Raw genomic sequence first — 26,264 nt, forward strand, 5'->3', positions numbered from 1 at the left:
TTAGGAGAGACATATGCTTACAATGTTTAAGCGTCTCTTCCTTGTTGTGCTGCCGATGTTGGCAGCACTAACAATGCTGTCTCCTTTGAGTCATGCATCTGAGACAAACTCATCACAAACTCAATCGAGCTCTGCTGAAAGAGAAATCACACAACTTGCTGGCGCTGATTTTTGGCGACAAGTAAGAAACGGTGAGGAAGGTTACACCACCTCTCAATCTGCTGAGCACGGTGTGTTGATCAGTACTCCAGGTCAAACGTGGTACATATTGAAAGAGAAGTGGATGTCACCAGCCGGTGCTGTCGCTATCTTTGGTAGTATTGCTTTCGTTACTTTAATGTATGTTGTGATTGGCCCATTAATGCTAAGTGCGCCAAGAACGGGTCGTAAGATCAAACGTTGGTCTCGACTGGATCGTGCGTTGCACTGGAGCATGGCGTTTACTTTCTTAACGCTCGCGTTCAGTGGTTTGATGTTGGTTTACGGCAAGCACTTTTTGAAACCCTACATTCCAACTGACCTTTGGGGCTTTATCGTTCTATTGGCGAAGCAATACCACAACTACATCGGCCCGATTTTCTATGTGCTGTTGATGGCTGTTCTTATCAAGTGGTGGCGCAAGTCGATATTTAAGATGGTGGATGTCCAGTGGTTCATCAAACTGGGTGGTATGGTCGGGAAACATAAAGGTTCTCATCCATCGGCAGAATTCTCGAACGCGGGTGAAAAAGCGCTGTTTTGGCTGTTAATTGTGATGGGCAGTGTGGCGGCAATCAGTGGTTTGGTGTTGGATTTCCCAATATTCGGTCAAACACGCCGCCATATGGAACTTTCAAACCTTGTTCATATGATCGCCGCTCTTATCCTTATTTGTGGCTTTGTGTTCCACATTTATATCGGTTTGTTCGGTATGGAAGGCGCATTAGAAGGTATGGTAACAGGCGAAGTTGATGAAACCTGGGCTAAAGAGCACCATGACCTTTGGTACAAAGAAGTGATGGAACAAGAGAAAAACGGCGTTGAACAAAGCGCTAACGTAGCAACAGAGAAAACGGAAGGGGTGAATAAGAATGAACAAACCTCATAAGGGTATTTGGGTTGCTTACATCCTAAGCTGCTTTACACCATTTACTTGTCTTCTCTCTGGTGTGATTGCCATTATCTACGCGGGCTATCGTTTAGATAAAGGCGAAGACGGCGAAGTCGTGGATACCCATTACTACGGCTTGATTCGCTCGTTCTTCTTGAACCTGACGTTTTTTGTTGTGCTTATCGTCACGGTAGCGACCTCTAACGGCGTATTGATCGGTGTGAACGATTACTGGTATCAAAACCATATTATCGATGACATCGCTTACTACATTCCATATGTAGGCATGTTATTTGGTGGTGTGGCGATTGTGGTTTGGTTTATTCGTATGTATCAAGGCATGCAGCGTTTAAGTCAAAACCTACCGCAAAACCCGACAACAGGTCCAAACCTTTAAGCGTTTATATGTAAGTCGTTTAGGTTACCAAACTCGATAATAACTCCTTTGTCGATGAGTTAACTCTAATCAGCGAAAGACATTAAAAGCCCAGTGATTCATTTCTCTGGGCTTTTTGTCGTTTGGTCGCTAGGTAACTGATCTAATGCCCTACAATGACCGCATCAATATAGTGCAAATCCCTCAATTGGTGCAATCAGTTATCAAATATTTTCTCTCTCTGAGAACCAATAAAGTGCACTTTAGAAATTAACCACGAAAAATCAATAACTTAAAATCAAACTCTGTTGCACGTTTTTTGCGTAACCAAGTTGGAACGCATCTTGCGTTTACTGTTGAGTCTTTAATTAATTGCAGCATCAATTCGCACGAATCTAGTGCAATTGAGACAAAGCTAAGGGAGAAAGCTTTAATGAGTCAAACGGTTACCCAAGTTAATAGCGCAGTAGAAAGCTTGACGCAGAGTTCAGACACTCTATTTCTATTATTAGGCGCGATCATGGTCTTCTTAATGCACGCAGGCTTTGCATTTTTGGAAGTTGGTACAGTAAGAAAGAAAAACCAAGTTAATGCATTAGTTAAAATCCTCTCTGATTTTGGCGTCTCTGCTATAGCTTATTTCTTTATCGGTTATTGGGTCGCTTACGGCGCGCATTTCTTTGCTGACGCAGAGACGTTATCGCAAGGCAATGGGTATGAGTTGGTTAAGTTCTTTTTCTTAATGACGTTTGCAGCCGCCATTCCTGCCATTGTTTCTGGTGGTATTGCAGAGCGTGCTCGTTTCTATCCAATCCTTATCGCAACTTTGTTTACCGTTGGTTTCGTTTACCCATTCTTCGAAGGCATCATCTGGAACGGCAATTTTGGTTTCCAAGCTTGGCTAGAAAATCAGTTTGGTTATGGATTCCATGACTTCGCAGGCTCTGTTGTGGTTCACGGTGTTGGCGGTTGGATTGCATTGGTCGCAGTTTACTTCCTTGGCATGCGCAGAGGTCGAATCCGTGCAGGTAAGCACACCAACTTCGCGCCATCGAACATTCCATTCTTAGCGTTAGGTTCTTGGATTTTATGCGTAGGTTGGTTTGGCTTTAACGTGATGTCTGCTCAAGCTATTAATGGGATCAGTGGCCTAGTAGCGATGAACTCATTAATGGCAATGGTTGGCGGTATTCTTGCGGCTCTAGTCGCAGGTAAAAATGACCCAGGCTTCATCCATAATGGACCTTTGGCTGGCTTAGTCGCTATTTGTGCCGGTTCTGACTTAATGCACCCACTTGGCGCTTTAGTGACTGGCGGCGTGGCAGGCGCGCTGTTTGTTTACTTATTTACTTACATGCAAAACAAAACTCAGATTGATGATGTACTGGGTGTTTGGCCTCTACACGGCGTATGTGGCGCTTGGGGTGGCATTGCGGCAGGTATCTTCGGTCAGCAAGCATTCTGGGGGCTAGGGGGTGTGAGTTTCGCGTCTCAGGTTGTTGGTACATTAGCGGGTATCGCTGTTGCTCTGATTGGCGCTTTGATTGTTTATGGCGTACTTAGCAAAGTGACAGGTCTACGCTTGAGTGAAGAAGATGAATTCAACGGTGCTGACCTTTCAATTCATAAGATCTCATCGATCAACGAAGACTAACGTTGGTCACTTCGAAGATTCATAGACTCTTCGAATCAATATCAGTGAAAAAACTAAGCGGCTTCGGTCGCTTTTTTTGTGTCTGGTGAAAACAACTAAGAGTTTTAATAACAGAGCCAAATGATAGACAAGCGAGTTCTGTCACAAATAACTAATGAATTCAGTTGGCTAAGACTATGGTCTAATCCCTAAAACTATTGTTGGAATTTGAACAGTGCTAAGCTGTTACAAAGTGACATATTGAAAAGGACGTTATATGCATTTCCCATATCGAAATATCGTAATTCTTACTGGCGCCGGCATCTCTGCGGAATCAGGAATACAAACATTCCGAGCACAAGACGGATTATGGGAAAACCATAAAATCGAAGACGTTGCGACACCTGAAGGGTTCGAGAAAGATCCGGATTTGGTACAAGCGTTCTATAACAAGCGTCGTCACGGCCTGCAAAGCGAAAACATCCAACCAAATTCGGCCCATAAGGCGCTAGGCGAGCTTGAAGACAAACTTGATGGAAAAGTAACAATCATCACACAGAATATCGACAATCTGCACGAGAGAGGCGGTAGCAACAACATTATTCACATGCACGGTGAACTGCTTAAAGCGCGCTGCAGTGAGTCGAATCAGGTTATCGACCATAAAGACAACATCGAGACAGGCGAGCTTTGTCACTGCTGTCAGATTCCCGCACAGATGCGTCCACATATTGTTTGGTTTGGTGAAATGCCATTAAGAATGGGGGATATCTACTCGGCATTAGAAGAAGCAGACCTTTTTATCTCGATTGGTACATCTGGCGTCGTCTACCCAGCGGCAGGATTTGTACATGATGCGAAAATGCATGGTGCACATACAATAGAAATCAACCTTGAACCAAGTGCAGTAGAGAGTGAGTTTGAAGAGAAGCGTTACGGTAAGGCAAGCATTGAAGTGCCTAAACTGGTGGGTGAATTATTATGTACAGAGAAGGGTTCTTTAACGGCCTAGGCCTTGTCTTTAATAAAGCACATCAGTTTCTTAATCTGAAAAAATAAAGCGGCTTACGCCGCTTTATTTACTTAACTGATTACCTAACAAAAACTTAGTTATTTACTTTAAGTTTTTGGAAATACTCGTCGTAGATAACGCTCGCTTCACCAACTTCATCTTGCCATACACCGTTATCCATTACTGACTGTGGTGGAAAAACGTTCTTATCTTCAGAAAATTCTTTCGGAAGAAGAGGGTAAGCTGTTTTAACTGGCGTTGGGTAACCGATCTCTAGAGCAATTTTCGCAGCGTTCTCTGGGCGAAGAAGGAAGTCGATCATCTTATGAGCCGCTTCAGTGTTCTTAGCACCTGCTGGAATTGCTAGGCTGTCCATCCAGAAGATAGCGCCTTTTTCTGGCCAGATAATGTCAATCGTTGCGCCTTCTTGGCGTGCCATGTAAGCAGAGCCATTCCAAAGCATACCAAGAGACACTTCACCAGCTAGGTAAGGGTTCGCTGGGAAATCTGAGTTAAATACCAATACGTTTGGCATTAGCTTACGAAGTTCTTCGTAGGCTTCTTTGATTTCTTCAGGGTTAGTCGTGTTTGGAGAGTAGCCCAGTTTAGATAGAGCGATATGGAAAACCTCACGAGAGTCATCCATCATCATCAATTGACCTTCCCACTGCGTATCCCACAGATCGCCCCAGTTTTTAACTGAAGACTTGTCTAGCATATCTGAGTTGATACCAATACCCGTTGCGCCCCAGATGTATGGGATCGAGTAGTTGTTGTTTGGGTCAAATGGCTTATCTAAGTAATTTGGATCCAAATCAGCAAAGTGGCTTAGCTTAGTTTTATCAAGCTCTTGAAGCATGCCTTCTTTACGCATCTTAGAAACGAAGTAAGTAGAAGGAACCACTAAGTCGTAACCCGTACCTTGAGTTTTTAACTTAGCGTACATGCTTTCGTTAGACTCATAAGTTGAGTAATAGACTTTGATGCCAGTCTCTTCTGTGAAGTCTTCTAAAACTTCATTTGGAATATATTCAGACCAGTTGTAAAAATACAGTTCTTGGTCAGCTGCGAAAGAGGGTGTAGAAAGTAAAGTAGCAGCACACAATGCGCCGGTATACAGTGTTTTTTTCATTACTGTTCCGTTCATTTGTTTGATTTGGAGCTGGGTAGTGAACCCAAAGTAAAAGGATTTCTAAAAATCGCGCTATATTATAGCAGTGATATAACAAAATAGGCAGCCTAAGCTGCCTGTTCATTGTTATTCTTCTTTTTAACTTATTGATTATCTAGGTTGGGTTGTTATGTAAACCAGTGGCTTACAACCAATTGGATAACGGCCAAACGAGTTAATTTACTGGCCGGCTTTAAGCTTCATGAAGTAATCTTCGTACTTCACAGTCTTGTCGCCAACCGCAGCTTGCCATTCAACGCGGTCAAGGTCTTCTTGCGATGGGAACAGAGCCGGGCTGTCTTTGAACTTCTCATTAGACGCTTTAACGGCTGTTAGGTAGCCTGTATCACGAGAGATTTGCTCAGCAATTTCAGGGCGAAGTAGGAAGTCGATCATCTTATGAGCTGCTTCTACGTTTACCGCGCCAGAACTGATGGCAAAGTTATCAACCCAACCGATGCCACCTTCTTTAGGGAAAACCAATTGAATTGGTAGACCTTCGTTTTGCGCAGCAGCAGCAGAACCGTTCCACAGCATACCAAGACCCACTTCACCAGACATGTAAGGCGAGCCTGGGTTGTCTGAGTTAAATACTAGAACGTTTGGCATTAGCTTTTTTAGCTCAGCGTAGGCTTCGTCGATCTCTTTCTCGTTTGTTGTGTTACCAGAGTAACCTAACTTACGTAGCGCAATGTGGAACACTTCACGAGTGTCGTCCATCATCATCAGTTGACCTTCAAGCTCAGGCTTCCATAAATCAGCCCAGCTTTGGAAATCTTCTGGATCGTACATATCAGTGTTAACAGCTAGGCCCGTAATAGCGACAACATGTGGAATAGAGTAGTCGTTGTTCGGGTCATATGGCTTATCTAAGTAATTTGTATCTAGGTTCGCAAAATTGTTTAGCTTGGTTTTGTCGATCTTTTGAAGCATGCCTTCGTCGCGCATTTTAGACACGAAGTAAGTTGAAGGAACCACAAGGTCGTAACCTTTATTGTGCGTTTTCAATTTTGCGTACAAAGTTTCATTCGATTCGTAAGTCGAGTAAATCACTTTGATGCCAGTTTCATCAGTGAACTGTTCTAAGATCTCACTGTTGATGTAAGGTCCCCAGTTCATGAATACCAACTCTTTGTTATCTTTTGCAAACGATGGTGCAGATAACATTGAAAGCGCACATGCACTACCAGCTAATAGAGTAGCCCATTTTTTCATTGACGTTAGCTCCAAACTAAACGTTGCCCGAAGGCAGTAGATAGAAAAACAGAATGGCAATTTACCATTCTGTTTATGAATAACACTTTTGTTAAACTTCAAGTATCTTAACTTCTTATCAAGTCAGCCTTTGTATAGAGTAGGAGACTTACTTGATTTTCTCTCTTGCTAACAACTGGGAAATAATCACCAGTACTAACGACACCACTAACATCACTGTTGCTAGGGCGTTGACCTCAGGAGAGATACCCACTTTAACCATTGAGTAAATCTTCAGTGGTAATATTTCATAGGTTGGGCCAGTTACGAAAGAGCTTATGATCACATCGTCCAAAGACAGAGTGAAGCTCAATAACCAACCCGCAGCAACCGCTGGCTTAGCAAGTGGAAGGATGATCTGTTTTAGAATCGTCCACTCGCTTGCCCCTAAGTCTTTTGCGGCTTCTAGCATCTTCACATCAAAGCCATTCAAGCGACTGTAGACCGTTACAACAACAAACGGCAAACAGAAAGTAATATGTGCTGCAAGCAGGGTAAAGAACCCAAGTTGTACACCCATTACCAAGAATAGCGCAAGAAGCGAAATCGCCATTACGATATCTGGTGACATCATCACGATGAACAACATGCCATTGACGATGCCTTTACCTTTAAACTGGTAACGGAATAGGGCAACCGCAGTTAGGCTCCCTACAATTGTGGCAGCTGTTGCTGAGAATACCGCTACGTTGATCGAGTGCCATGCTGCCTGCATTAGGCTGTCGTTGTTAATAAGCGCGTCATACCATTTAGTCGTGAAACCACCCCATTTCATACCAAACTTATTGGCATTAAACGAGTTAGCAATCAATACGACAATAGGTAGGTATAGAAAGGCGTATACCAGCGCCATAAAGCTGAACTTAACTGTGCGACCCATTAGTCTAGCTCCACTTTCTTGTTCAATAGCTTACCTGCTCGGTAGTAGGCATACAGCATCACAGCCATTGCCATGGTCAGTGCGATACTCGTCGCTGCGCCAAACGGCCAGTCTCGAGCGTTGAGCACCTGGCTCTTAATCACATTACCAATCAATAGGTTTTTAGCTCCGCCTAATAGGTCAGAGATGTAGAACATGCCTAACGCAGGAAGAAGTACTAATAAACAACCACCGATGATGCCTGGCATTGTCAAAGGAAGTACCACTTTCAATAGCGTTTGCAGTTTGTTCGCGCCTAAATCTTTCGCGGCTTCTAAATACGTATCATCCAGTTTTTCAATCGCTGAATACAACGGCAGAATCATAAACGGAAGTAGGATATACACCAAACCGATCATTACTGCTGTTTCTGAGTACATGATACGTAGCGGCTTATCGATAATGTCTAACGCTAACAAGCCTTTGTTTAAGACACCTTGCGTACCCAGTACAATCTTCAATCCGTATGTACGAATCAAAGAGTTAGTCCAGAATGGCACTATCACTAGGAACAACATGATCGGACGCCACTTCACAGGCATTTTTGCCACGATGTAAGCGAACGGGTAACCAACAATTAAACAAAGTAGGGTTGCGACAATTGCCATATAGAAAGAGTGCATTAACACTTTAAAATACAGCGGGTCAGCCAAACGCAAGTAGTTATCGAGAGTGAAAGTCATCTCGATCAAGTTTGCTTCATCACGAGTTAAAAAGCTCGTCCCGATGATCATGATGTTTGGAATCATCACGAACAAAACCAGCCACCCTGTAACTAAAGCAACAATCGCGCTTTGTAAATTAAACTTCTTGCTCATCTTCTAGTACCACTTCCCAGCTCTCAACCCAAGTTACTGCAACTTTTTGGCCCAGTGAGTGATCAACATCAGGGTCATCTTCGTTGAAGAATTCGCTAACCATGACACGCATACCAGATTCAAGTTCTACCACTGAATCTAGTGTCATTCCTTTATAGGTTCGCTCGACAATGTGGCCAACAATACCGCGTTGCTCCGACTCTTTGATTTCTTCGATACGAAGATCTTCAGGGCGAAGCAATACTTGCAGTTTTTGGCCCGGTGTTACGTCTTTATCGTGATAGATAATTGATTCTTCACCTTCGATTGTCGCAACAATGCGTTTTTCATCTTGACGAGATTTCGCTGTCGCTTCGAATACGTTAATTTCACCAATGAAACGAGCAACAAATAAGTTCTTAGGCTCTTCGTAAATTTCTCTTGGTGTTCCATCTTGTTCAATCACACCATCACGCATAACTATAATACGGTCTGACATGGACAACGCTTCTTCTTGGTCATGTGTTACAAAAATAAACGTGATACCAAGTTGGCGTTGCAGTTGCTTAAGTTCGATCTGCATTTGTTTACGAAGTTTGTAATCAAGAGCAGAAAGAGATTCGTCCAGTAAAAGAACTTTAGGCTTATTAACGACAGCACGAGCGATTGCGATACGTTGCTGTTGACCACCAGATAACTGGTGTGGCTTTCGTTGTGCCATTTGTTCTAAGCGCACCATTTTCAAAGCGTCCATTACGCGAGGTTCAATCTCGGTACTTGGAACTTTCTGCATGCGTAAGCCAAACGCCACATTGTCGAAAACGGTCATATGTGGGAATAGGGCATAGCTTTGGAATACAGTGTTAACATGCCTTTGTTCAGCAGGAACTTGTGTTACATTCTGATCAGCTAATAATATTTGACCACTATCTGCCGTTTCAAAACCCGCAATCATTCTTAGTACGGTTGTTTTACCACAACCTGATGGGCCTAAGATCGTGAGAAACTCACCATGATTTACATTTAGATCAAGATTGCCGATGACTTCTTTGCCATCGAAACTTTTACTAATGCCAGTAAGCTGTACGACTGGCTTTCCTACTGATTTTTTAGCGTTCAACGTCTGTTTTTCTCCACCTTGGTTCTTTTTGAGACCTGTTGCTATACACTTTTAAGGCGCGCATCATAATCACCAAAAACGTGAATTCAAAGCCTTTTTTGTTATTAGAAGACAAAAAATTTCGCAGGTAAAAGTAAACATCCTTTACCATACTGTAATTTACAAGGTTTACATCCTAATAAGTGTCTAATTATTAACCATTAAGGCATAAAAGCAAGGCTTGTTACAGATTCATATTTTAGTTTGTATTCGACATATGAGTATAATGAAGCCAATTTTTTATCAATAAGTTAGGTAGCTTCGATAAAGTAAGCACACCTAGGTATCATTATGAACAACGACATCGAAAAAGATTTTAATTTAGGCGGTAATATCAACCGTGCTCTTTCAGGGGATTATGAGCTTAAAGCAACAGCTGTATTCCAAGAAGCTTGGAAGCATACCGTTAGTCACTTTCTTTCGTTTTCTCCTGCGATTGTTGCTCTTATGTTCGTGCAACTGGCTATTTTCTATATAGCATTGAAATTACAACTGGGTGATCCTGCCATCATCCTAGATGCCGTTATCGACCCAGAAGCGTTTACACCACAGATTGTTGAATCTATTTTCATTGCTAACTTTAGCTATGAAGTAGTGAGTGCACCTATTTACGCAGGCATCAGCCTAATGGCAATGAGCCATGCGGCAGGCTTGCGAACCAAAACGCGTCATATTGGTAAAGGTTTGCAATTTACTGTGCCTGTCATCTTAGTGACCTTGTTCAGCCTAATGTTGCAAGGTATCGCAGGTATGCTATTACCGTTTCTTTCTATCTACTTCTCATTAGCTTTCAGCCATTCAATTCTGTTGATTTGTGATAAGAAAGTGCCTCCTATGCAATCTTTATTGCTTTCTCTACGAGCAGTAAATAAGAAAATCTTCACCGTTGCGTCTATTTATTTAATGGTGATGTTGATGTTTATTGTTGCAGCGATGATGTACGGCATTGGTTTGATCTTCGTACTTCCATTCTTTTTCCACGTGAAAGGTATTCTTTATCGTGAAATGTTTGGCATCAAGTTGAAGCTTATTGCGTCAGATCGTCCAAGTAACGATGACGACAGTAACAATGATGGCAACAACAGTAACAGCGACGATAACAACAAAAATCCACAGGTGTTCGATGCGTAATAATGCTCAAGCAGGCGTTGGAAAATCTCTGGCGTTAAAAGTAACCGCACTGGCGATCGTTGGTTCTATCTCATTAGTTGGCCCATACATTTACCAAGAAGAAGAGCGTCGACGCACAACAGAGCAAAGTTCTAATTCAATCAATCAATTTGGTGACTTGTCGGTTTCTTCAAGCACACCTGATTTTGCTGCTATCGAAGATGTAAACGAGAAAAAAGACACTTTCTTTTCGTTCTTACGTCCAAGCATCAATATTGAAAATAAACGTATTACGAAAGAGCGTGTATTTTTGACCAAGATTTCAGAGTCAGGTTTGAGTAATATTGACGCTGAAGGTACGTCGTATGCAAAAAGGCTAGGGAAATTGTACAGTTTACCAGTGCCATCTTCAGGTTTAGATCAATCTTGGCTAACTGAAATGCTGAACCGCGTAAACGTACTGCCAGAGGCGCTTGTACTGACACAGGCAGCAAATGAGTCGGCTTGGGGGACATCGCGCTTCGCCACTAAAGCGAATAACTATTTCGGACACTGGTGTTACACCAAGGGCTGTGGCCTTGTTCCGCTACAACGTAACGAAGGTAGCTCTCATGAAGTCGCCACATTCTCTTCAAGCCAAGAATCCGTACACCGTTACTTCATGAACCTTAATCGCAACCGTGCTTACGCCGATCTAAGAGCGATTCGTGCAAAACTTGCTGTACAAGGTGATGATATTTTAACAACTGAAACAGCGACAGAGCTCACCAATGGCTTGTTAAAATATTCTGAGCGAGGTTCAGACTATGTGACTGATTTACAAGCTATGATCCGTCATAACGCGGTATACTGGAAAAAGTAACTCGATTTGATATCAGTTGGTTGCCTTTCATAGTAGGTTATGACCAATCGGCATTACATAAAGAGCAGCTCATGGCTGCTCTTTCTATTTATAAACGCTCAACTTCAACAAGATTATAATAATGAAAAAGACAGCACTCGCTTTATTAGCCTCATTAAGCCTTGGGGTCTCTTTACCCGCTGCAGCGCAAGAGTACATGTTCACGTATTCTAAGCTCTACACACAACTTAAGAACAATACCAAAGAAGGGCACGATGACGTCAAAGTTGCGGTCTTCTTTGTTGATCAACAAGCTCAAACAATCTGCCACATCAGCAAAGCGTGGATGGAAAAAGAAGAGCACTACGAAGAGCTAAAAGTGTCTCCAACACATGAACTACTTTTACCTGTAGATCAAAACCTTCGTTCAGCAAACCCGCTTATCTTTGTTCAAACTCAAGAGCAAGAGTGTGCGTATTCTTTGGTTGTAATGACTCAAGAACCTTTGGCTGGAACAGTTGAGGTTGCACTACTGGAAAGCCTGTTACCACAGATGCAAGCGATGTTAGAAGACGTCAGCGGCATGTTCTCTAGTTGGTTCACGCCAGATGTTGAAGGGTTAACCTTGGAATTTGATAACAAGCTTGAAGGCAACATCGCGCTGTCTAACGGTAAGCAAATCCCAATCACACAAGGGCGTGCTAAATTCACTTTAGAAGAGCTGAACGGTAGTGACAGCATCACGTTCCCAGAGCCAACGGTTCGCGTATTGCCGTACATTCCCGCGCAATAATTTTAAACGGAATCTTTGTTAATGGGGTAAGCGTTAGCAGAATCCTTCCCCTAAGCTTTCATGACATACCCTTAAGCAGCCCCGTCGAATTAGAGCAGGCTGCTTTTCTTTATCAGCAATACAAACCTAAATCTGGCCTAGACGCGTTTCTCTAGCCGTTTAGGGAGCTTATCGAATAATAAAAGCAGAAACTTTCTATTACTCAGCTTGTTTATCCTACCGTTACTATTTCAACATGAAATAAAAATCCGTATAATCCACGCCCTAAAACAGTCCCACTAGCAATCTACAGTCGGTAATACGACGGTGTGAGAGTCGCAATGAACCAAAACGATAATAGAAAAGAAACACTTGAATTCAACAAACTTCAGAAACGTCTGAGAAGAAATGTTGGAAATGCCATCATCGACTACAACATGATCGAAGAGAATGACGTGGTAATGGCATGTATTAGTGGTGGTAAAGATTCATTTGCGATGCTAGACATTTTGCTACGTTTACGTGAAGCAGCACCGATCAAATTTGATGTTGTGGCAGTAAACCTAGATCAAAAACAACCTGGGTTCCCTGAACACATTCTTCCTGAGTATTTTGAAACGCTGAACATTCCTTACTACATCGTAGATAAAGATACGTATTCAGTGGTTAAAGAGAAAGTGCCAGAAGGCAAAACAACGTGTGGCCTATGTTCTCGTCTTCGTCGTGGTACTTTGTACTCGTTCGCAGAAAAGATTGGCGCAACTAAGATCGCACTAGGTCACCACCTGGACGACATCGTTGAGACCATGTTCCTGAATATGTTCCACGGTGCACGCTTAAAGGCTATGCCACCAAAGCTTCGTTCAGATGATGGACGTAACGTTGTTATTCGTCCACTGACTTACTGCCGTGAAACGGACCTAATCCAATACGCTGAGCACAAAGAGTTTCCGATTATTCCTTGTAACCTGTGTGGCTCTCAAGAGAACCTACAGCGTCAGAACATTAAAGCAATGCTAATTGATTGGGATACTAAAACGCCAGGTCGTGTTGAGAAGATCTTCAAGTCAATTCAAAACGTAAGCCCAAGCCAACTAGCTGACCGCGAGTTGTTTGACTTCGTGAATCTTCCACTAGACCGTAGTGAAGACCGTAAAGCGTACGAATTCGAAGAAGCTGAAATTTCATCTTCAAACATTGATGAGTCTATGTTCATCGACGTAACGAATGTTTAGCCATTTGAGTCGATAAAGACGATGTTAACCATTCTGTATTTGGAATGGCACAGCTCTAGATAAACAAAAACGCCTCAAGCAATGCTTGAGGCGTTTTTTATAAGTTAAATTTGCCGCTGACTTAACCTTTCGAAAGGTTAGGGTCTAGTGGGCTCACGTAACCTGACGGTTTAAGAGCCAACACGTCACAGTTAATCTTGTCGATAACATGTTCCGCGGTGTTACCGATAAACACAGCAGACAAGCCAGTACGGCCAGTTGTACCAAGAATAACCATCGCAGCGCTGTTTTCAGACGCAACACGTGGGATAACATCTTCAGGCAAGCCTTGCTCAACCACGGTTTGCTCTTCACACATACCGTGTTTCTGGCGTAGTGCTTTCATCGCGGTTAAGTGATGGCCACGAACTGCATCAGTATAAGAGGTTGGGTCAAACTCGGGCAATTCGATTGTGATATTCGCTGGTGTGACCGGGTAGGCGTTAACCAAGAACGGTTCAGCATCCAAACGACCAGTGATCTCAAGTAATCGGTCGACCATTGTATCATTAAGCTCTAAGTGAGCTTCAGTTTCAGAACCTACGTGAACGGAAGCAAAAATCTTCGCATGCTCTGGCCAGAACTCATTCTTAACCAGTAGCACTGGGCTAGGGCATTTTCGCAATAGATGCCAATCCGTTGGAGTGAAGATCACGGATTCTAAGGTATCGTGCTTACGCGTGCCTTTGATCAAAATATCGTGCTCACCACTGTAGATTTCTGCAATGATGGCCTCATAAGGGCGATTATGCCAGACCACTTGAACGTTGAATTCGATAGCATCATCAAGGTAAGGTTCTGCGACTTTATTCATCCAGATCTCACGCTGATGAATGACACCTTTGCGCATTGCGTCTCTTTCGTCGACAGAAAGCATCGATGTCATCTCATATGAGAAATCATAGATAGACAAAAAGAAAGTGATACGACTCGTTGAAGTGCTTTTCTTGGCGAGTTGGATAGCACGAACCAGAGCAGGTTGCTCATCGTGATTAATGTCTGCGACAACTAGAATTTTGTTATAGATACTCATAACTAAGCCTACTTTTTAGACCGAACATATAAATAATGTAGCGTAGTTATGGGGAGATTAAGAGAAATATAAGAGGTTTTAAGAGAGAAACATGATGTAGCTCATTATTGAACTACATCATTGATATCTAGACTATTCTTTTGAAACGCCAGCAAGTTCCATCAGCGCATCGTGATCTTCGATAGTGATGTATTTGCCTTTAACGCTCAAGATGTCTGCTTTTTGGAAACGACCTAAAAGACGGCTAATTGTCTCGACAGTTAGACCTAAGTAGTTACCAATGTCGCCACGAGTCATCGTTAAGCGGAACTCTCTAGGGCTGAAACCACGTTGAGAGAAGCGTGTAGAAAGGTTGTAAAGGAATGCTGCAAGACGTTCTTCCGCGTTCTTCTTAGAAAGAAGCAGAATCATTTCTTGGTCACCTTTAATTTCATTACTCATCAAGCGCATAATTTGCTGACGCAATTTAGGCATTTTCCCTGACAAGTCATCAAGAATCTCATATGGAATTTCACATACCATAGAAGTTTCTAGTGCTTGAGCGAAACTAGGGTGTACATCACCCGTAATCGCGTCAAAGCCAACAAGATCGCCCGCTAGGTGGAATGCAGTAATCTGCTCATCACCTTGTTCGGTAATCGTGTAGCTCTTGATCGTTCCAGAGCGAATAGCGTATAGAGATTTAAGCTCGTCGCCGGCTTTAAATAGCTCTTGGCCTTTTTGAATAGGTTTCTTTCTCTCAATGATCTGATCAAGTTGATCGAGTTCAGATTCATTCAAAGTAAATGGGATACAGAGCTGGCTAATACTACAATCCTGGCAGTGGATTGCACAGCCACCAGACTGAACTCGTTTCGTCACAGGCTTTTCAGAAATCATAACAATCTTTCACTATTTGATATACGTCAATATTTTAGCATTCCTTCACCCGGTTGGGTAGTAAAAAAACCGGATTAAAGGAAGCTCTATACGGTATAAATAATGAGCTGTAGCGCCATATATCCGCTATAGATGCCATAAATGAGGATTAAAATTGCGCCTAGTTGGCGAAATAAGTCAGCTTGTTGCAGTTTCTTGAGAAAACTAGCGCCCATTCCCACCGTTAACATGGCAGGAAGAGTGCCTAAGCCAAATGCGAGCATAATTCCCGCTCCGTTATACCAACTTCCTGATACCGCAGCCCACGTAAGCATTGAGTAAACAAGGCCACATGGTAACCAACCCCAAATGAAGCCAAACGGCAACGCATGACTAGGGTGTTTTAGCGGCAAAAATGATTTCCCAAGAGGAGATATATAGCGCCATAGTTTTTGCCCAACTTTTTCAAAGAACAGCAAACCAAACCACCACTTACCAATATATAGTCCCAAGATGATCATGAACACCGCAGCAAACAGGCGAAGCCAAGCTAACAAGGTATTGAAATCGCTCAACTGTCCAATAGAAGAAATGGCACCACCAATCAGACCGCCAATAACGGCATAACTTGATAAACGGCCGAGGTTGTAAAGTAGGGGAATGAAAGGAGAAGGTTTAGCGTTGCCAATCGATAGAAGCGAAGCAATACCACCACACATTCCCATGCAATGGCCTGCACCGATCAACCCAACAAGAAAGGCTCCGATCCAATCAGGCGTCATCATTCTTTTTTTCTAAGTCTGTTTGGATTTCTAAGTCAACGTGATTTTCCTCAGAGGTAAGAGTAATCACTTCGGCTTTTCTTTTCACAACAGGTTTGCTGTCGGAGTTATTGTGAGCATGGCTGTCTTCATCAAAAAGAATATTGTGGCCTTGGCGTTCAAGGTCTTCAAACTGCTCACTTTTAACGGCCCATAGAAAGATTCCGACAGCGATACAAACAAGCACGATCGCGATTGGAATGAGGATATATAAACTTTCCATTATTTACCTTGCTCTTTTAAAAGCCTTAACGAGTTAGACACAACAATAATAGAGCTAGCAGACATGCCAACAACGGCAATGTATGGAGCAACCAAACCTGCGACAGCCAGTGGAAGGATAAGTAAGTTGTATCCCAATGACCACGCTAAGTTTTCACGGATTATCTTACGCGTTTTTAGTGCCAATGTACGCGACTTAAGTAATCTATCGAGTTTATCACCTAAGAGCACCATGTCAGCCGAGGCTTTCGCTACATCCGTACCACCACCCATCGCAACGGATAGGTGGGCGCCAGCAAGGATAGGCGCATCATTAATGCCATCGCCAACCATCATTGTGATGTCGCTTGCGTCTCTAGAGTTGAGGTAAGCAAGCTTATCTTCTGGTTTCGCGTTAGCAACAATATCGGCAATACCAATTTCTTCCGCAACAGGTTTCGCGTTAATCAAAGAATCCCCAGTAAGCAACGTAGTTTTGATACCTGCTTCTTTGAACTTTTTTATAAACTCAATACTTTCTTTACGAATTGGGTCTTCATAAGTAAACGTTGCGATATGACGACCTGTCATCGACAAATAAATACCATTGCTTTTAGATGGTTGAGATTCACCTAGAATAAACTCGCTACTGCCAATCGCAACTTTTTGTCCGTTCCATTCACCAGTGATGCCTGAGCCAATCACGTTGTTAACAGATTCAACTTCAACATCATCTGCAATGAAGGCTTTGAACGCTTTGGCAATAGGGTGGTTAGCGTGTTGTTCGAGACTAGCTGCTATTTGTAAACAAGTGTCTTTATCGAGATTTGCAAAAGTTTCAACTTGGCTGATACGAATATCACCTTCAGTTAAGGTTCCCGTCTTATCAATGATCAAGTGATTCACTTTGCAAAGCGTTTCAAATACGTGGCCTTTGCGCAGCAAAATACCGAAGTTACCCATGCGGGAAGTTGAACACGTAATCGCTGTAGGTGTCGCAAGAGAGAGAGCACAAGGGCACGTCGCTACTAAAACTGAAAGCATGATCCAGAAAGCATCTTCTGGACGTGTTTGGTGCCAGTAAAACCAGGTACCGAATGAGATAATTAAAATTACCGCCACAAAATATCTAGCCACTACATCGGCAATTTCAGCAATTCTAGGTTTAGAAAGTTGAGCTTCATCTTGAAGGCGAACTATATTGGAAATCACTGAGTCCGCTTTTGACGTCATCACTTCCAATTCAAACGATTCATCGCCATTCAATGTACCAGCGAAGACCGTATCACCCTCATTCTTAAACACATGGATAGATTCGCCTGTCAGCATGGATTCATCGATATGAATTCTGCCAGACAATACTTTGCCATCTGCGGGAATATGTTCACCCGGTAGAACGCGAATTTGATCGCCAACCTTCAAAGTTTTAACCGGAACTTGTTCACCGTCTAGCGTTGTCGCCATAGCAGGAACTAGCTTTAGTAGGTTTCCGCTCGCAGCCGCAGCTTTTCGGCGTGCTCGCATTTCAAGGAAACGGCCAAGCAATAAAAAGAAGGTGAACATCGAAATCGATTCGAAGAATACTTCACCTTGCTCGGTTACCGTTGCCACTAAACTCGCGATGTAGGCAAATAGCAAAGCGATCGACACCGGAACATCCATACCCAGTGTTCGGCCTTTAATACTGCGCCAAGCATTGACATAGAAAGGTAACGCAGAATAGAGCAGTACAGGCGTTGCAAAGATCAAACTAACCCAGCGGAAGTAACTTTTGAATTCAGGTTCCAAGCTACCAAACACTTCAAGATAAAGTGCCACAGCCAACATCATGACTTGCATGGTCGCCAAACCAGCAACACCAAGACGATAGAGATAGTTTTTCATCGAGCGATGATAGGCGGCTTCTTGTTGATCGGCTTCAAAAGGTGCAGCTTTGTAACCTAGTGTATGTATTGCCGATAACAACTCGCTAAGTTTCACTTGCGTATTATCCCAGCTAAGCAAAGCACGATTAGTGGTTGTATTTACACGAATACTGCCAACACCATGTTTTGAGGATACTTGCTTCTCAATCAGCCATGCACAGGCAGCACAAGACACACCATCAAGTGACAGCGTCACTTCTGAGGTGTTTTCTGAGTTACGAACGAACTCTAATTGAACATCTTCATTATCATAATGACTGAGTGCTAGAAGTTGCTCTGGCACAAGATCAGCTTTCTCAGCTGGAGCGGTGCGGTATTGATAATAAGAAACCAAACCGCTATCAACGATGGTCTGAGCTACGGTCTCGCAGCCCGGACAACACATCTTACGAGCCGATCCTAGAATCTCAACTTCAAAATCCGTTTCCGCTGGTACATCTTCACCGCAGTGATAACAGGATTCACACATAAGCTTTAATTCGTTAGTTGAGTAGGTGTATCAATAGGAAAGTTCATGCGGCCTTGCACCAACCATTCAGAGTCATGCGGAGATAGTTCAATAAACCATGGACCTTGCATTTCGTGGTCTAGAGTCAGCGTATAGTTACCCTTCGCATCAGCAGTAAGAAGCTGCGTGAAATCGCGGTCAGGCAATGTTCTGTGCACGAACATAGCGTTAATAGCAGGGAAGTGGTCAAGCTTACCTTTGTCGAGAGTAATGACAACTGAGTTACCTTTCTCGTTAACGGTAGCTGATAGGCCGAGTTCCTTTGCAATATTTACTTTTGAAATATCGACGTTAATGCCTTTTCCTTTTTTATAGTAATCCTCAGTCACTAAATCGACAGAGTTTTGAGTGAACACAATCACCGTCATAATCGTCCAAATCACAACTGTCGCCGGCAACGCGATTAAGAACCACGGCCAAAACTGTTTATACCAAGGCTTTACCATAAAAAATATCTCAAAAAAGAATAAAAAGAAGGGGTTATAAAATAAAGGAAAGACAGCCCCTTAGAAAGAGGCTGTTATTGAAATGTTACTTATTATCCGAGTTGCTTAAGCTCCAAACGTACGATGCAACAAGCTGAACTTTGTCTTCGCCTAGAATATCTTTCCAAGCGGGCATTACGCCAGAACGTCCGTTCATTACTGTTTCAGTTACATCAGCACGAGAATCGCCGAACAACCAATCGCGGTCTGTTAGGTCAGGTGCACCTACTGCAGGGTTACCCTTACCATCAGTACCGTGACATGCAGCACACACGACGAAACGTGCTTTACCTGCTTCAGCTTCACGTACATTAACACTACGACCAGAAAGGCTAAGAGTATAGCTAACTACTTCTTTAACACCTTGCTCGCCTAGAGCGTCTTTCCACGCTGGCATTTGACCAACACGACCGTGCATGATCGTCGTAACGATAGCTTGTGGTTCACCACCATATAGCCATGCGTCATCAGTTAGGTTAGGAAAACCTTTCTGACCACGAGCATCAGAGCCGTGACACTGAGAACAGTTTTGCAAGAATAAACGTTGGCCTACTTTGATTGCGTCAGAGTCTGATGCAATATCAGGGACAGAACGTAAACCATTTTCGTCGTGAGCTAGCTTTTTGAACGCTTCACCAAAGTAGGTGTTAGCATCATCAAGCTCTTTCGCGTACTCGTCTAATTGTTTGTTTGCTTGAGCCGCAGCGATTGAAGAGCGAGACTCTTCGATACTGCGAACTTCTTGGTTTGAACTTGTCCAACCGAGTAGGCCTTTAAAGTTGCCAAGGCCAGGGTATAGAGCAAGGTAAACCGCTGCAAACACAATTGTACTGATGAAAAGGTATGTCCACCATTTTGGTAGTGGGTTATTAAGCTCGCGAATACCATCGTATTCGTGGCCCATATCATGACCTTCTTCTACGCCTGTTCTATCTTTAAAACACCAACGAAGTAAGACCGCACAACCAATTAGGGTACCAATCGTAATCGCACTAACCCAGATACTCCAGAATGTACTCATTACTTTGTCACTCCTTGATTTTTAGAACTTGTTGCCGGCTCGTCGTCTGCGAACACAAGGTTCGCGTCTTCGTCGAAACGTGATTTACGATTCTTGCCATATGCCCACCAAACGATGCCAATGAAACAAGCAAAAACAGTAACAGTCCAAACACTTTGAAATGTAATAATATCCATAATTATTCCTTATTTCATTGCGTGGCCAAGCGATTGAAGGTAAGCGATGATTGCATCCATCTCTGTTTTTCCTTCAACATCTTGTTTAGCGTTAGCAATTTGTTCGTCTGTGTAAGGAACACCAAATTGATTACGGAAGAGTTCAAGCTTCTGTTTAGTCAATTTGCCATCAAGTACGTTCTCAGCAAGCCATGGGAAACCAGGCATGTTTGATTCAGGAACAAGTTCTCGAGGGTCTAGAAGGTGAACACGGTGCCACTCATCAGAGTAACGATCACCAACACGCGCCAGATCAGGACCTGTACGCTTAGAACCCCATAAGAATGGGTGTTCCCAAACGCTTTCGCCAGCTACAGAGTAGTGACCATAACGTTCAGTTTCAGAGCGGAAAGGGCGAATCATTTGACTGTGACATACGTTACAACCTTCGCGGATATAGATATCACGACCTTCCATTTCCAGAGCAGAGTAAACGCGTAGGTTTTCTACAGGTTCTGTTGTCTGCTTTTGGAAAATAAGAGGGGTGATTTCTACTAAAGCACCAAAGCTGATAGCAATAACGATCAAGATCGCTAGTAAGCCAACGTTTTTCTCGACCAACTCATGGCGATTATTTGAATTTGAGCTCATTCTAAATCTCCTTAAGCCGGTTGAGGGATAGCTTTAAGGCTATCTTTAGGTGCTGAAACAGTTTTGTACGTGTTGTATGCCAATAAGAACATACCAGATAGGAAGATGAAACCACCTAAGAAACGTACAAAGTAGAACGGGTAAGAGGCTTCTACAGACTCTACAAAGCTGTAAGTCAATGTACCGTCAGAGTTAACTGCACGCCACATCAGACCTTGCATCACACCAGAAATCCACATTGCAACAATGTAGAAAACCGTACCAATCGTTGCTAACCAGAAGTGAACATTAATTAGAGATACAGAGTACATACGCTCTTGACCAAATAGTTTAGGAACTAAGTGGTAAACCGAACCGATAGAAACCATAGCAACCCAACCTAACGCACCAGAGTGAACGTGACCGATAGTCCAGTCCGTGTAGTGAGATAGTGCGTTAACCGTTTTAATTGCCATCATAGGGCCTTCGAAAGTCGACATGCCGTAGAATGATAGAGAAACGATTAGGAAACGTAGGATCGGATCGTAACGTAGCTTATGCCACGCACCAGATAGAGTCATGATACCGTTGATCATGCCACCCCAAGATGGAGCAAACAGTACCAAAGACATAACCATACCTAGAGATTGAGTCCAGTCTGGAAGTGCAGTGTAGTGTAGGTGGTGAGGACCAGCCCAGATATACAATGACACAAGAGCCCAGAAGTGAACAATCGACAAACGGTAAGAGTAAACAGGGCGACCAGCTTGTTTAGGGACGAAGTAATACATCATACCTAGGAAACCAGCTGTCAATAGGAAGCCTACCGCATTGTGTCCGTACCACCATTGCACCATTGCATCGATCGCACCGGAGTAAATCGAGTACGATTTAAACGCAGATACAGGAACAGCCAGGCTGTTAACGATGTGCAACACGGCAACCGTGATGATGAAGGCTCCGAAGAACCAGTTAGCTACATAAATGTGCGATGTCTTACGCTTAATCATGGTTCCGAAGAACACGACCGCATAAGCTACCCACACAAGAGTAATAGCAATATCGATTGGCCATTCAAGTTCTGCGTATTCTTTACCAGAGGTTAAACCTAACGGTAAAGTAATTGCAGCGGACAGGATAATCGCTTGCCAACCCCAAAAGGTAAAGGCTACGAGAGGACCACCAAAGAGACGCGTCTGACAGGTACGTTGTACAACATAATATGATGTTGCAAACAGCGCACTTGTACCGAACGCAAAAATAACCGCATTAGTATGCAGGGGACGTAAACGACTGTACGTCAGCCACGGCGTATCAAAGTTTAGCTGTGGCCAAACTAATTGAGCGGCAATCAAAACACCAACGCCCATACCGACAATACCCCACAAAATTGTAACGAGGGTAAATTGACGGACGACCGTATAGTTGTAGTTTTGTTCAAGCTGCTTTTCTTGGCTCATTTGCATGCTTCCAATTTCTTATTTACTACACTTTACTTCCAACACGACTCACGTCGTAATGCCACCCAAATTAGAAAAGGAAATTCAGCCTATTCAGGGCTTTATTTCCACTTGCTGATTTTAAAAAAAAGTGGCATTTTCAACGCGACACTATACTTGAATTAACAAATCAATGACAGAGTAGTAACCTTACGCTTGGTCTGGAATTGGATTTTTATTTAAAAACTTTGAACTTTGTAACAAGGAGTAAAGATTATAATGGCGGCACAAAAGCTAACAAAGGGCAGGCTTGTTCAAATTATCGTCATGTTGGTTATTTTAATAGCTGCATTTACTTGGAGAACAGTAACATACAACAACGACAAGACGGTGAACTGTATAATTTCAAAACCTTGTGAATTTGGTATTGATAAACATAATGTTTTGATTTCGGGTGATAGCCTAGGGTATTCAATTGAAACATCTGAAACTGGCAAATTTATCATTAGTAATAATGGAAGCGAAATTTTAGAAGAAAAAAGCCCAACCAATTGGCTTTTACAAACTAGTGCTAAGACCTCCTCAATAACAGTTACATTTCCACAACAGGTAAGTACGTTTTCTGTAAACCTTTCAAAAGAGTAATAAGGCCAAAACTGAGTTACTCCTCGGTTCTTTTGATAGAAATATGTACCAAATCAGTGAAACACAATGCATTTAAGTGTTATAAAGAGTGCATTAATAAAGTTTCCAGAAATCTATGAAATTTCTATCAAAAGTCTCTTATGCCTTAAGTGAAAACATCGCGATAGATGAGTTGCTCAGCGGGGTCGAAAACGCCGAGGAAATTGCTTGTCTTATTTGCTACTGCACAGAAGAGTACTCGACGCTCGCTGTACAGCGCTATTTAGTAGATGCTCTTCCAAACAGTCCGATACACGGATGTACCACCTGCCACGGTATCATGACCGAAACTGGGTTCCATTCTGGACCTGTGATTGGTGTACTTATCATCTATGACTCAGGGATCAACGCTTATGGTACTGGTATTGAGCACTTTGGTGAAACCATAGAGCACAGTACCTTCAACGCCATCGATAAAGCACTACAGAACGCCAATCGAGAAGGTGAAATACCCGACCTCATCTTGCTTCACTCGACGCCTGGCAATGAAGAAAAAGTGATGACAGCGATCGATAAGAAATTCGGTACTGAGGTGCCTATTATTGGTGGAAGCGCTGCCGACAACCAGGTTTCTGGAAATTGGAGCATATTTACTGAAGAATCGATCTCTATCAATGGCGTGTCACTAACCGTCATTTTTGCCTCTCAATCTATCTACTCATCCTTCAGTGCTGGTCATACTCCCACTGGTTATTCAGGTATAGTGACCAAAGTAAGAAACAGAATTTTGCTGGAAATAGACCACCGGCCGGCCACAACCGTTTACAACGAATGGACAAACTTCCATTTAGGCGGTAGCGATGATGGATATATTTTCGAAAAATCCTCTGTCTATCCACTGGGCAGAAAAGTCGGTTCTTCATACGATTATCCATATTTCAAATTATCACATTCAATTAGAGAAACAGAATGCAATGGAATCGAGCTGTTCACTGACATCAATAAGGGCGATACTATTTATTTGATGCAAGGTTCTAAGCAACAGTTAATCAGCCGAGCTGCAAACATAATCCATTCTTCTTACTATAATGATATGGATCTCGAGGAAAAATTAGGCGCTATCAACATATTTTGTGCAGGACCTATGCTACATCTGAAACAAGACATGGACGAGGTTTGCGATCAAATAAATCAAGCACTTAATGGGCTGCCATACATCTGCCCATTTACTTTTGGCGAGCAAGGAAGACTCTCTGGTGGCGAAAATGCACACGGAAATTTAATGGTGTCATCTGCAACTTTCTATAGGTTAAAAAAGTAATGAGTTCTGAAGGTCAAGAAGCACTGCAAGAAGCTCGTATTGAACTGCAAAAGCTAAAATCCCGTGAGCGTAAACTGGCTGAAGAGAATAGAGTGATCTTGTCTACTATCTCTGCGATCAGCAAGGCAAGTAACATATCAGAGATATTCTCAAGCTTGGAATATGTACTCAAAAAATACATTAAGTTTGATGACTTTATTGTGGTATCAAGGGTAGGGAAGGAAGGTGATTTCAAAACCCTGCTGACCAATAACAAAGTCTTCGAACAGATGTTGTGGACTGATTGTGGCAAGCTATCGCGTGTCATCAACGGAGAATGTGCCATCCTTTTTGAACCCAAATCATTGGGTGAATTCAACTCTTTGCATCCCATCGTTCTCGACCAAATTAATTCAGTTCTCATTACAGGTATTGATAGTGGGCTGACACAATCTGTTATTATTTTCGTCCATTCCAACACCAAGCACTTTAGTATTGAGACCAAAGCAACCCTAAACCGTTTTCGACCACTGATAGAGCGTGCTGTTTTCGATATTGAGAACAAAGAAAAGCTTGAAGCCACTGTTCGAGAACGTACTGCAGAGCTTGTTACAGCAAGAAAAGACGCGGAACGAGCGAACAAGGCAAAGTCTGAATTCTTAGCTATGATGAGCCATGAACTGAGAACGCCTTTAAACGCTATTATAGGATTGATTGACGCATTAAAATCCACACAGTTAAATGAAGAACAACAATCTATACTGCTTAATATGAGCACATCATCTGAGCTTCTATTAGCGATCATTAGTGACGTATTGGACTTTTCCAAAATAGAATCGGGATGTTTCTCACTTGCACCTCAATGGACCAATGTTAGAGACACTGTAACTTTTGTTTTATCTGAACAAATAAAAGCAGCAGACGAAAAAGGGCTTCAACTCACCGTGACCAGCGATATCCCTGAAGGTGAACTTCATTATATTGACCCGAGCCGCTTGGCACAGATTCTCTTTAACCTAATTGGCAATGCGATTAAGTTCACTAACCGCGGACATGTTCATGTTTCTATTGAATACCGACAGAGTTCATTCTACATAACAGTTGAAGACACCGGGATTGGTATCAGTTCACAGAAACTTTCTTCATTATTTAGTCCGTTCATTCAGGCCGATAGCACAATAACTCGTAGATTTGGCGGCACCGGTTTGGGTTTGGCCATCACGAAACGACTTGTTGAACTCATGCGTGGGCGTATATCTGTAGAAAGTGAACCGGACAAAGGCTCGAAATTTGAAGTACAGTTGCCGGTACTTACCAGAGTAATTAACGATCTCGTAAACGACGAACAGAATGAATGTGCACAAGAACTAAGAAGCCGTTATTCAGTATTAGTTGTCGAAGACAACCCAACGAATCAGATGGTAATCAAACTGATCCTAACGCGACAAGGTCACGAAGTATTTATTGCAAGCAACGGTGAGGAAGCGATTGGCTTTGTTGAAAGAGGCAATGATTCGATAGACATTATTTTAATGGATGTTTCTATGCCAGTAATGGATGGCTTGACCACAACCAAATGTATGAGAGACGCAAACATTCAAACGCCAATCGTCGCGCTAACAGCACACACATCAATAGAAGATAAATATTCCTGCTTAGATGCTGGTATGAATGATTTCGTTACCAAACCAGTGAGAACCAAAGAAATCACCGAGGCAATTGATAGACTGATGCTTGAGATCTAATAAACGTATTCTTAATCGAAGATTAGGAAATATGTTTATTAGGTATTTTATGGTAAATAGCCTCACTGTTAAATAGACTCCTAATTTGAAGCCTAATGGAATGATGGGGCG

The 26,264-nt window shown here is 42.7% G+C and carries 26 protein-coding genes; 11 read left to right on the forward strand and 15 right to left on the reverse strand.

Features of this window, described 5'->3' with window-relative positions:
* The first annotated feature begins 13 nt into the window (after positions 1 to 13).
* From ACFI6G_RS02630 to cobB, 4 genes are all read left to right on the forward strand, one after another.
* The gene (locus tag ACFI6G_RS02630) at positions 14 to 1,087 is read left to right on the forward strand and encodes a formate dehydrogenase subunit gamma (RefSeq protein WP_016768065.1); all 1,074 of its coding nucleotides are present in this window, start codon (positions 14 to 16) and stop codon (positions 1,085 to 1,087) included.
* Complete coding sequence (locus tag ACFI6G_RS02635; protein ID WP_010440849.1) at positions 1,071 to 1,487, forward strand: hypothetical protein; 417 nt, start codon at positions 1,071 to 1,073, stop codon at positions 1,485 to 1,487. The genes ACFI6G_RS02630 and ACFI6G_RS02635 overlap by 17 nt, the downstream gene beginning before the upstream one ends.
* A 412-nt stretch (positions 1,488 to 1,899) precedes the next feature.
* On the forward strand, positions 1,900 to 3,120 hold the full coding sequence (locus ACFI6G_RS02640) for an ammonium transporter (protein WP_016768064.1): 1,221 nt from the start codon (positions 1,900 to 1,902) through the stop codon (positions 3,118 to 3,120).
* A 256-nt stretch (positions 3,121 to 3,376) separates the two neighbouring features.
* On the forward strand, positions 3,377 to 4,111 hold the full coding sequence (cobB, locus tag ACFI6G_RS02645; RefSeq protein WP_010440846.1) for a Sir2 family NAD+-dependent deacetylase: 735 nt from the start codon (positions 3,377 to 3,379) through the stop codon (positions 4,109 to 4,111).
* A 94-nt stretch (positions 4,112 to 4,205) separates the two neighbouring features.
* Here the strand turns inward: cobB and ACFI6G_RS02650 are convergent, their stop codons facing one another.
* From ACFI6G_RS02650 to potA, 5 genes are all read right to left on the reverse strand, one after another.
* Positions 4,206 to 5,243 (reverse strand): extracellular solute-binding protein, encoded by a 1,038-nt coding sequence (locus tag ACFI6G_RS02650; RefSeq protein WP_016767212.1) that lies wholly within the window; start codon positions 5,241 to 5,243, stop codon positions 4,206 to 4,208.
* A 219-nt stretch (positions 5,244 to 5,462) separates the two neighbouring features.
* Positions 5,463 to 6,497 carry an extracellular solute-binding protein gene (locus ACFI6G_RS02655; protein ID WP_010440842.1) on the reverse strand — a complete coding sequence of 345 codons (1,035 nt, stop codon included), beginning with the start codon at positions 6,495 to 6,497 and terminating at the stop codon, positions 5,463 to 5,465.
* Positions 6,498 to 6,645: 148 nt separating this feature from the next.
* On the reverse strand, positions 6,646 to 7,416 hold the full coding sequence (gene potC / locus ACFI6G_RS02660; protein ID WP_010440840.1) for a spermidine/putrescine ABC transporter permease PotC: 771 nt from the start codon (positions 7,414 to 7,416) through the stop codon (positions 6,646 to 6,648).
* Positions 7,416 to 8,273: a spermidine/putrescine ABC transporter permease PotB gene (gene potB, locus ACFI6G_RS02665; RefSeq protein ID WP_462710118.1), complete on the reverse strand. Its 858-nt coding sequence runs from the start codon at positions 8,271 to 8,273 to the stop codon at positions 7,416 to 7,418. The genes potC and potB overlap by 1 nt, the downstream gene beginning before the upstream one ends.
* Positions 8,257 to 9,372, reverse strand: coding sequence for a spermidine/putrescine ABC transporter ATP-binding protein PotA (gene potA / locus ACFI6G_RS02670; protein WP_010440836.1), 1,116 nt, complete (start codon positions 9,370 to 9,372; stop codon positions 8,257 to 8,259). The genes potB and potA overlap by 17 nt, the downstream gene beginning before the upstream one ends.
* 330 nt (positions 9,373 to 9,702) lie before the next feature.
* Between potA and ACFI6G_RS02675 the strand changes: the two genes are divergently transcribed.
* The 4 genes from ACFI6G_RS02675 to ttcA all read left to right on the forward strand — a co-directional run bounded on the left by ACFI6G_RS02675 (position 9,703) and on the right by ttcA (position 13,369).
* A complete protein-coding gene (locus ACFI6G_RS02675; RefSeq protein WP_010440834.1) occupies positions 9,703 to 10,542 on the forward strand; it encodes a DUF2189 domain-containing protein in 840 nt (279 codons plus the stop codon).
* On the forward strand, positions 10,535 to 11,383 hold the full coding sequence (locus ACFI6G_RS02680) for a glucosaminidase domain-containing protein (protein ID WP_065100837.1): 849 nt from the start codon (positions 10,535 to 10,537) through the stop codon (positions 11,381 to 11,383). The genes ACFI6G_RS02675 and ACFI6G_RS02680 overlap by 8 nt, the downstream gene beginning before the upstream one ends.
* A 121-nt stretch (positions 11,384 to 11,504) precedes the next feature.
* On the forward strand, positions 11,505 to 12,155 hold the full coding sequence (locus tag ACFI6G_RS02685; protein ID WP_462710119.1) for a DUF2987 domain-containing protein: 651 nt from the start codon (positions 11,505 to 11,507) through the stop codon (positions 12,153 to 12,155).
* 320 nt (positions 12,156 to 12,475) lie between these two features.
* Positions 12,476 to 13,369 (forward strand): tRNA 2-thiocytidine(32) synthetase TtcA, encoded by an 894-nt coding sequence (gene ttcA, locus ACFI6G_RS02690; RefSeq protein WP_010440828.1) that lies wholly within the window; start codon positions 12,476 to 12,478, stop codon positions 13,367 to 13,369.
* 121 nt (positions 13,370 to 13,490) lie between these two features.
* Here ttcA and uspE read toward each other — a convergent pair whose 3' ends face one another.
* The 10 genes from uspE to ccoN form a co-directional block, all read right to left on the reverse strand.
* Positions 13,491 to 14,441, reverse strand: coding sequence for a universal stress protein UspE (uspE, locus tag ACFI6G_RS02695; RefSeq protein WP_010440827.1), 951 nt, complete (start codon positions 14,439 to 14,441; stop codon positions 13,491 to 13,493).
* Between the two features lie 132 nt (positions 14,442 to 14,573).
* Positions 14,574 to 15,320, reverse strand: coding sequence for an FNR family transcription factor (locus ACFI6G_RS02700; protein WP_010440825.1), 747 nt, complete (start codon positions 15,318 to 15,320; stop codon positions 14,574 to 14,576).
* An 86-nt stretch (positions 15,321 to 15,406) separates the two neighbouring features.
* The gene (locus ACFI6G_RS02705; RefSeq protein ID WP_010440823.1) at positions 15,407 to 16,081 is read right to left on the reverse strand and encodes a sulfite exporter TauE/SafE family protein; all 675 of its coding nucleotides are present in this window, start codon (positions 16,079 to 16,081) and stop codon (positions 15,407 to 15,409) included.
* Positions 16,071 to 16,343: a cbb3-type cytochrome oxidase assembly protein CcoS gene (gene ccoS / locus ACFI6G_RS02710; RefSeq protein ID WP_010440820.1), complete on the reverse strand. Its 273-nt coding sequence runs from the start codon at positions 16,341 to 16,343 to the stop codon at positions 16,071 to 16,073. The genes ACFI6G_RS02705 and ccoS overlap by 11 nt, the downstream gene beginning before the upstream one ends.
* Positions 16,343 to 18,715, reverse strand: a complete 2,373-nt coding sequence (locus tag ACFI6G_RS02715; protein WP_016784891.1) for a heavy metal translocating P-type ATPase — start codon at positions 18,713 to 18,715, stop codon at positions 16,343 to 16,345. Before ACFI6G_RS02715 ends, ccoS begins: the two co-directional genes overlap by 1 nt.
* 5 nt (positions 18,716 to 18,720) lie before the next feature.
* The gene (locus tag ACFI6G_RS02720; RefSeq protein WP_010440816.1) at positions 18,721 to 19,200 is read right to left on the reverse strand and encodes a FixH family protein; all 480 of its coding nucleotides are present in this window, start codon (positions 19,198 to 19,200) and stop codon (positions 18,721 to 18,723) included.
* Between the two features lie 85 nt (positions 19,201 to 19,285).
* A complete protein-coding gene (gene ccoP / locus ACFI6G_RS02725; protein ID WP_010440814.1) occupies positions 19,286 to 20,260 on the reverse strand; it encodes a cytochrome-c oxidase, cbb3-type subunit III in 975 nt (324 codons plus the stop codon).
* Positions 20,260 to 20,436, reverse strand: a complete 177-nt coding sequence (locus tag ACFI6G_RS02730) for a CcoQ/FixQ family Cbb3-type cytochrome c oxidase assembly chaperone (protein WP_009846708.1) — start codon at positions 20,434 to 20,436, stop codon at positions 20,260 to 20,262. Before ACFI6G_RS02730 ends, ccoP begins: the two co-directional genes overlap by 1 nt.
* A gap of 9 nt (positions 20,437 to 20,445) precedes the next feature.
* The gene (gene ccoO / locus ACFI6G_RS02735) at positions 20,446 to 21,066 is read right to left on the reverse strand and encodes a cytochrome-c oxidase, cbb3-type subunit II (protein ID WP_016767204.1); all 621 of its coding nucleotides are present in this window, start codon (positions 21,064 to 21,066) and stop codon (positions 20,446 to 20,448) included.
* An 11-nt stretch (positions 21,067 to 21,077) separates the two neighbouring features.
* Positions 21,078 to 22,511, reverse strand: coding sequence for a cytochrome-c oxidase, cbb3-type subunit I (gene ccoN / locus ACFI6G_RS02740; protein ID WP_008221953.1), 1,434 nt, complete (start codon positions 22,509 to 22,511; stop codon positions 21,078 to 21,080).
* Positions 22,512 to 22,763: 252 nt separating this feature from the next.
* On the opposite strand from ccoN, the gene ACFI6G_RS02745 reads away from it, so the two are divergent.
* The 3 genes from ACFI6G_RS02745 (at position 22,764) to ACFI6G_RS02755 (ending at position 26,153) form a co-directional block, all read left to right on the forward strand.
* The gene (locus ACFI6G_RS02745; protein WP_016767203.1) at positions 22,764 to 23,129 is read left to right on the forward strand and encodes a hypothetical protein; all 366 of its coding nucleotides are present in this window, start codon (positions 22,764 to 22,766) and stop codon (positions 23,127 to 23,129) included.
* A 115-nt stretch (positions 23,130 to 23,244) separates the two neighbouring features.
* Positions 23,245 to 24,429: an FIST signal transduction protein gene (locus tag ACFI6G_RS02750; protein ID WP_016767202.1), complete on the forward strand. Its 1,185-nt coding sequence runs from the start codon at positions 23,245 to 23,247 to the stop codon at positions 24,427 to 24,429.
* Positions 24,429 to 26,153: an ATP-binding protein gene (locus tag ACFI6G_RS02755; RefSeq protein WP_010440805.1), complete on the forward strand. Its 1,725-nt coding sequence runs from the start codon at positions 24,429 to 24,431 to the stop codon at positions 26,151 to 26,153. Before ACFI6G_RS02750 ends, ACFI6G_RS02755 begins: the two co-directional genes overlap by 1 nt.
* Positions 26,154 to 26,264: the final 111 nt, after the last annotated feature.

The sequence above is a fragment of the Vibrio sp. PSi01 genome (assembly GCF_054960695.1).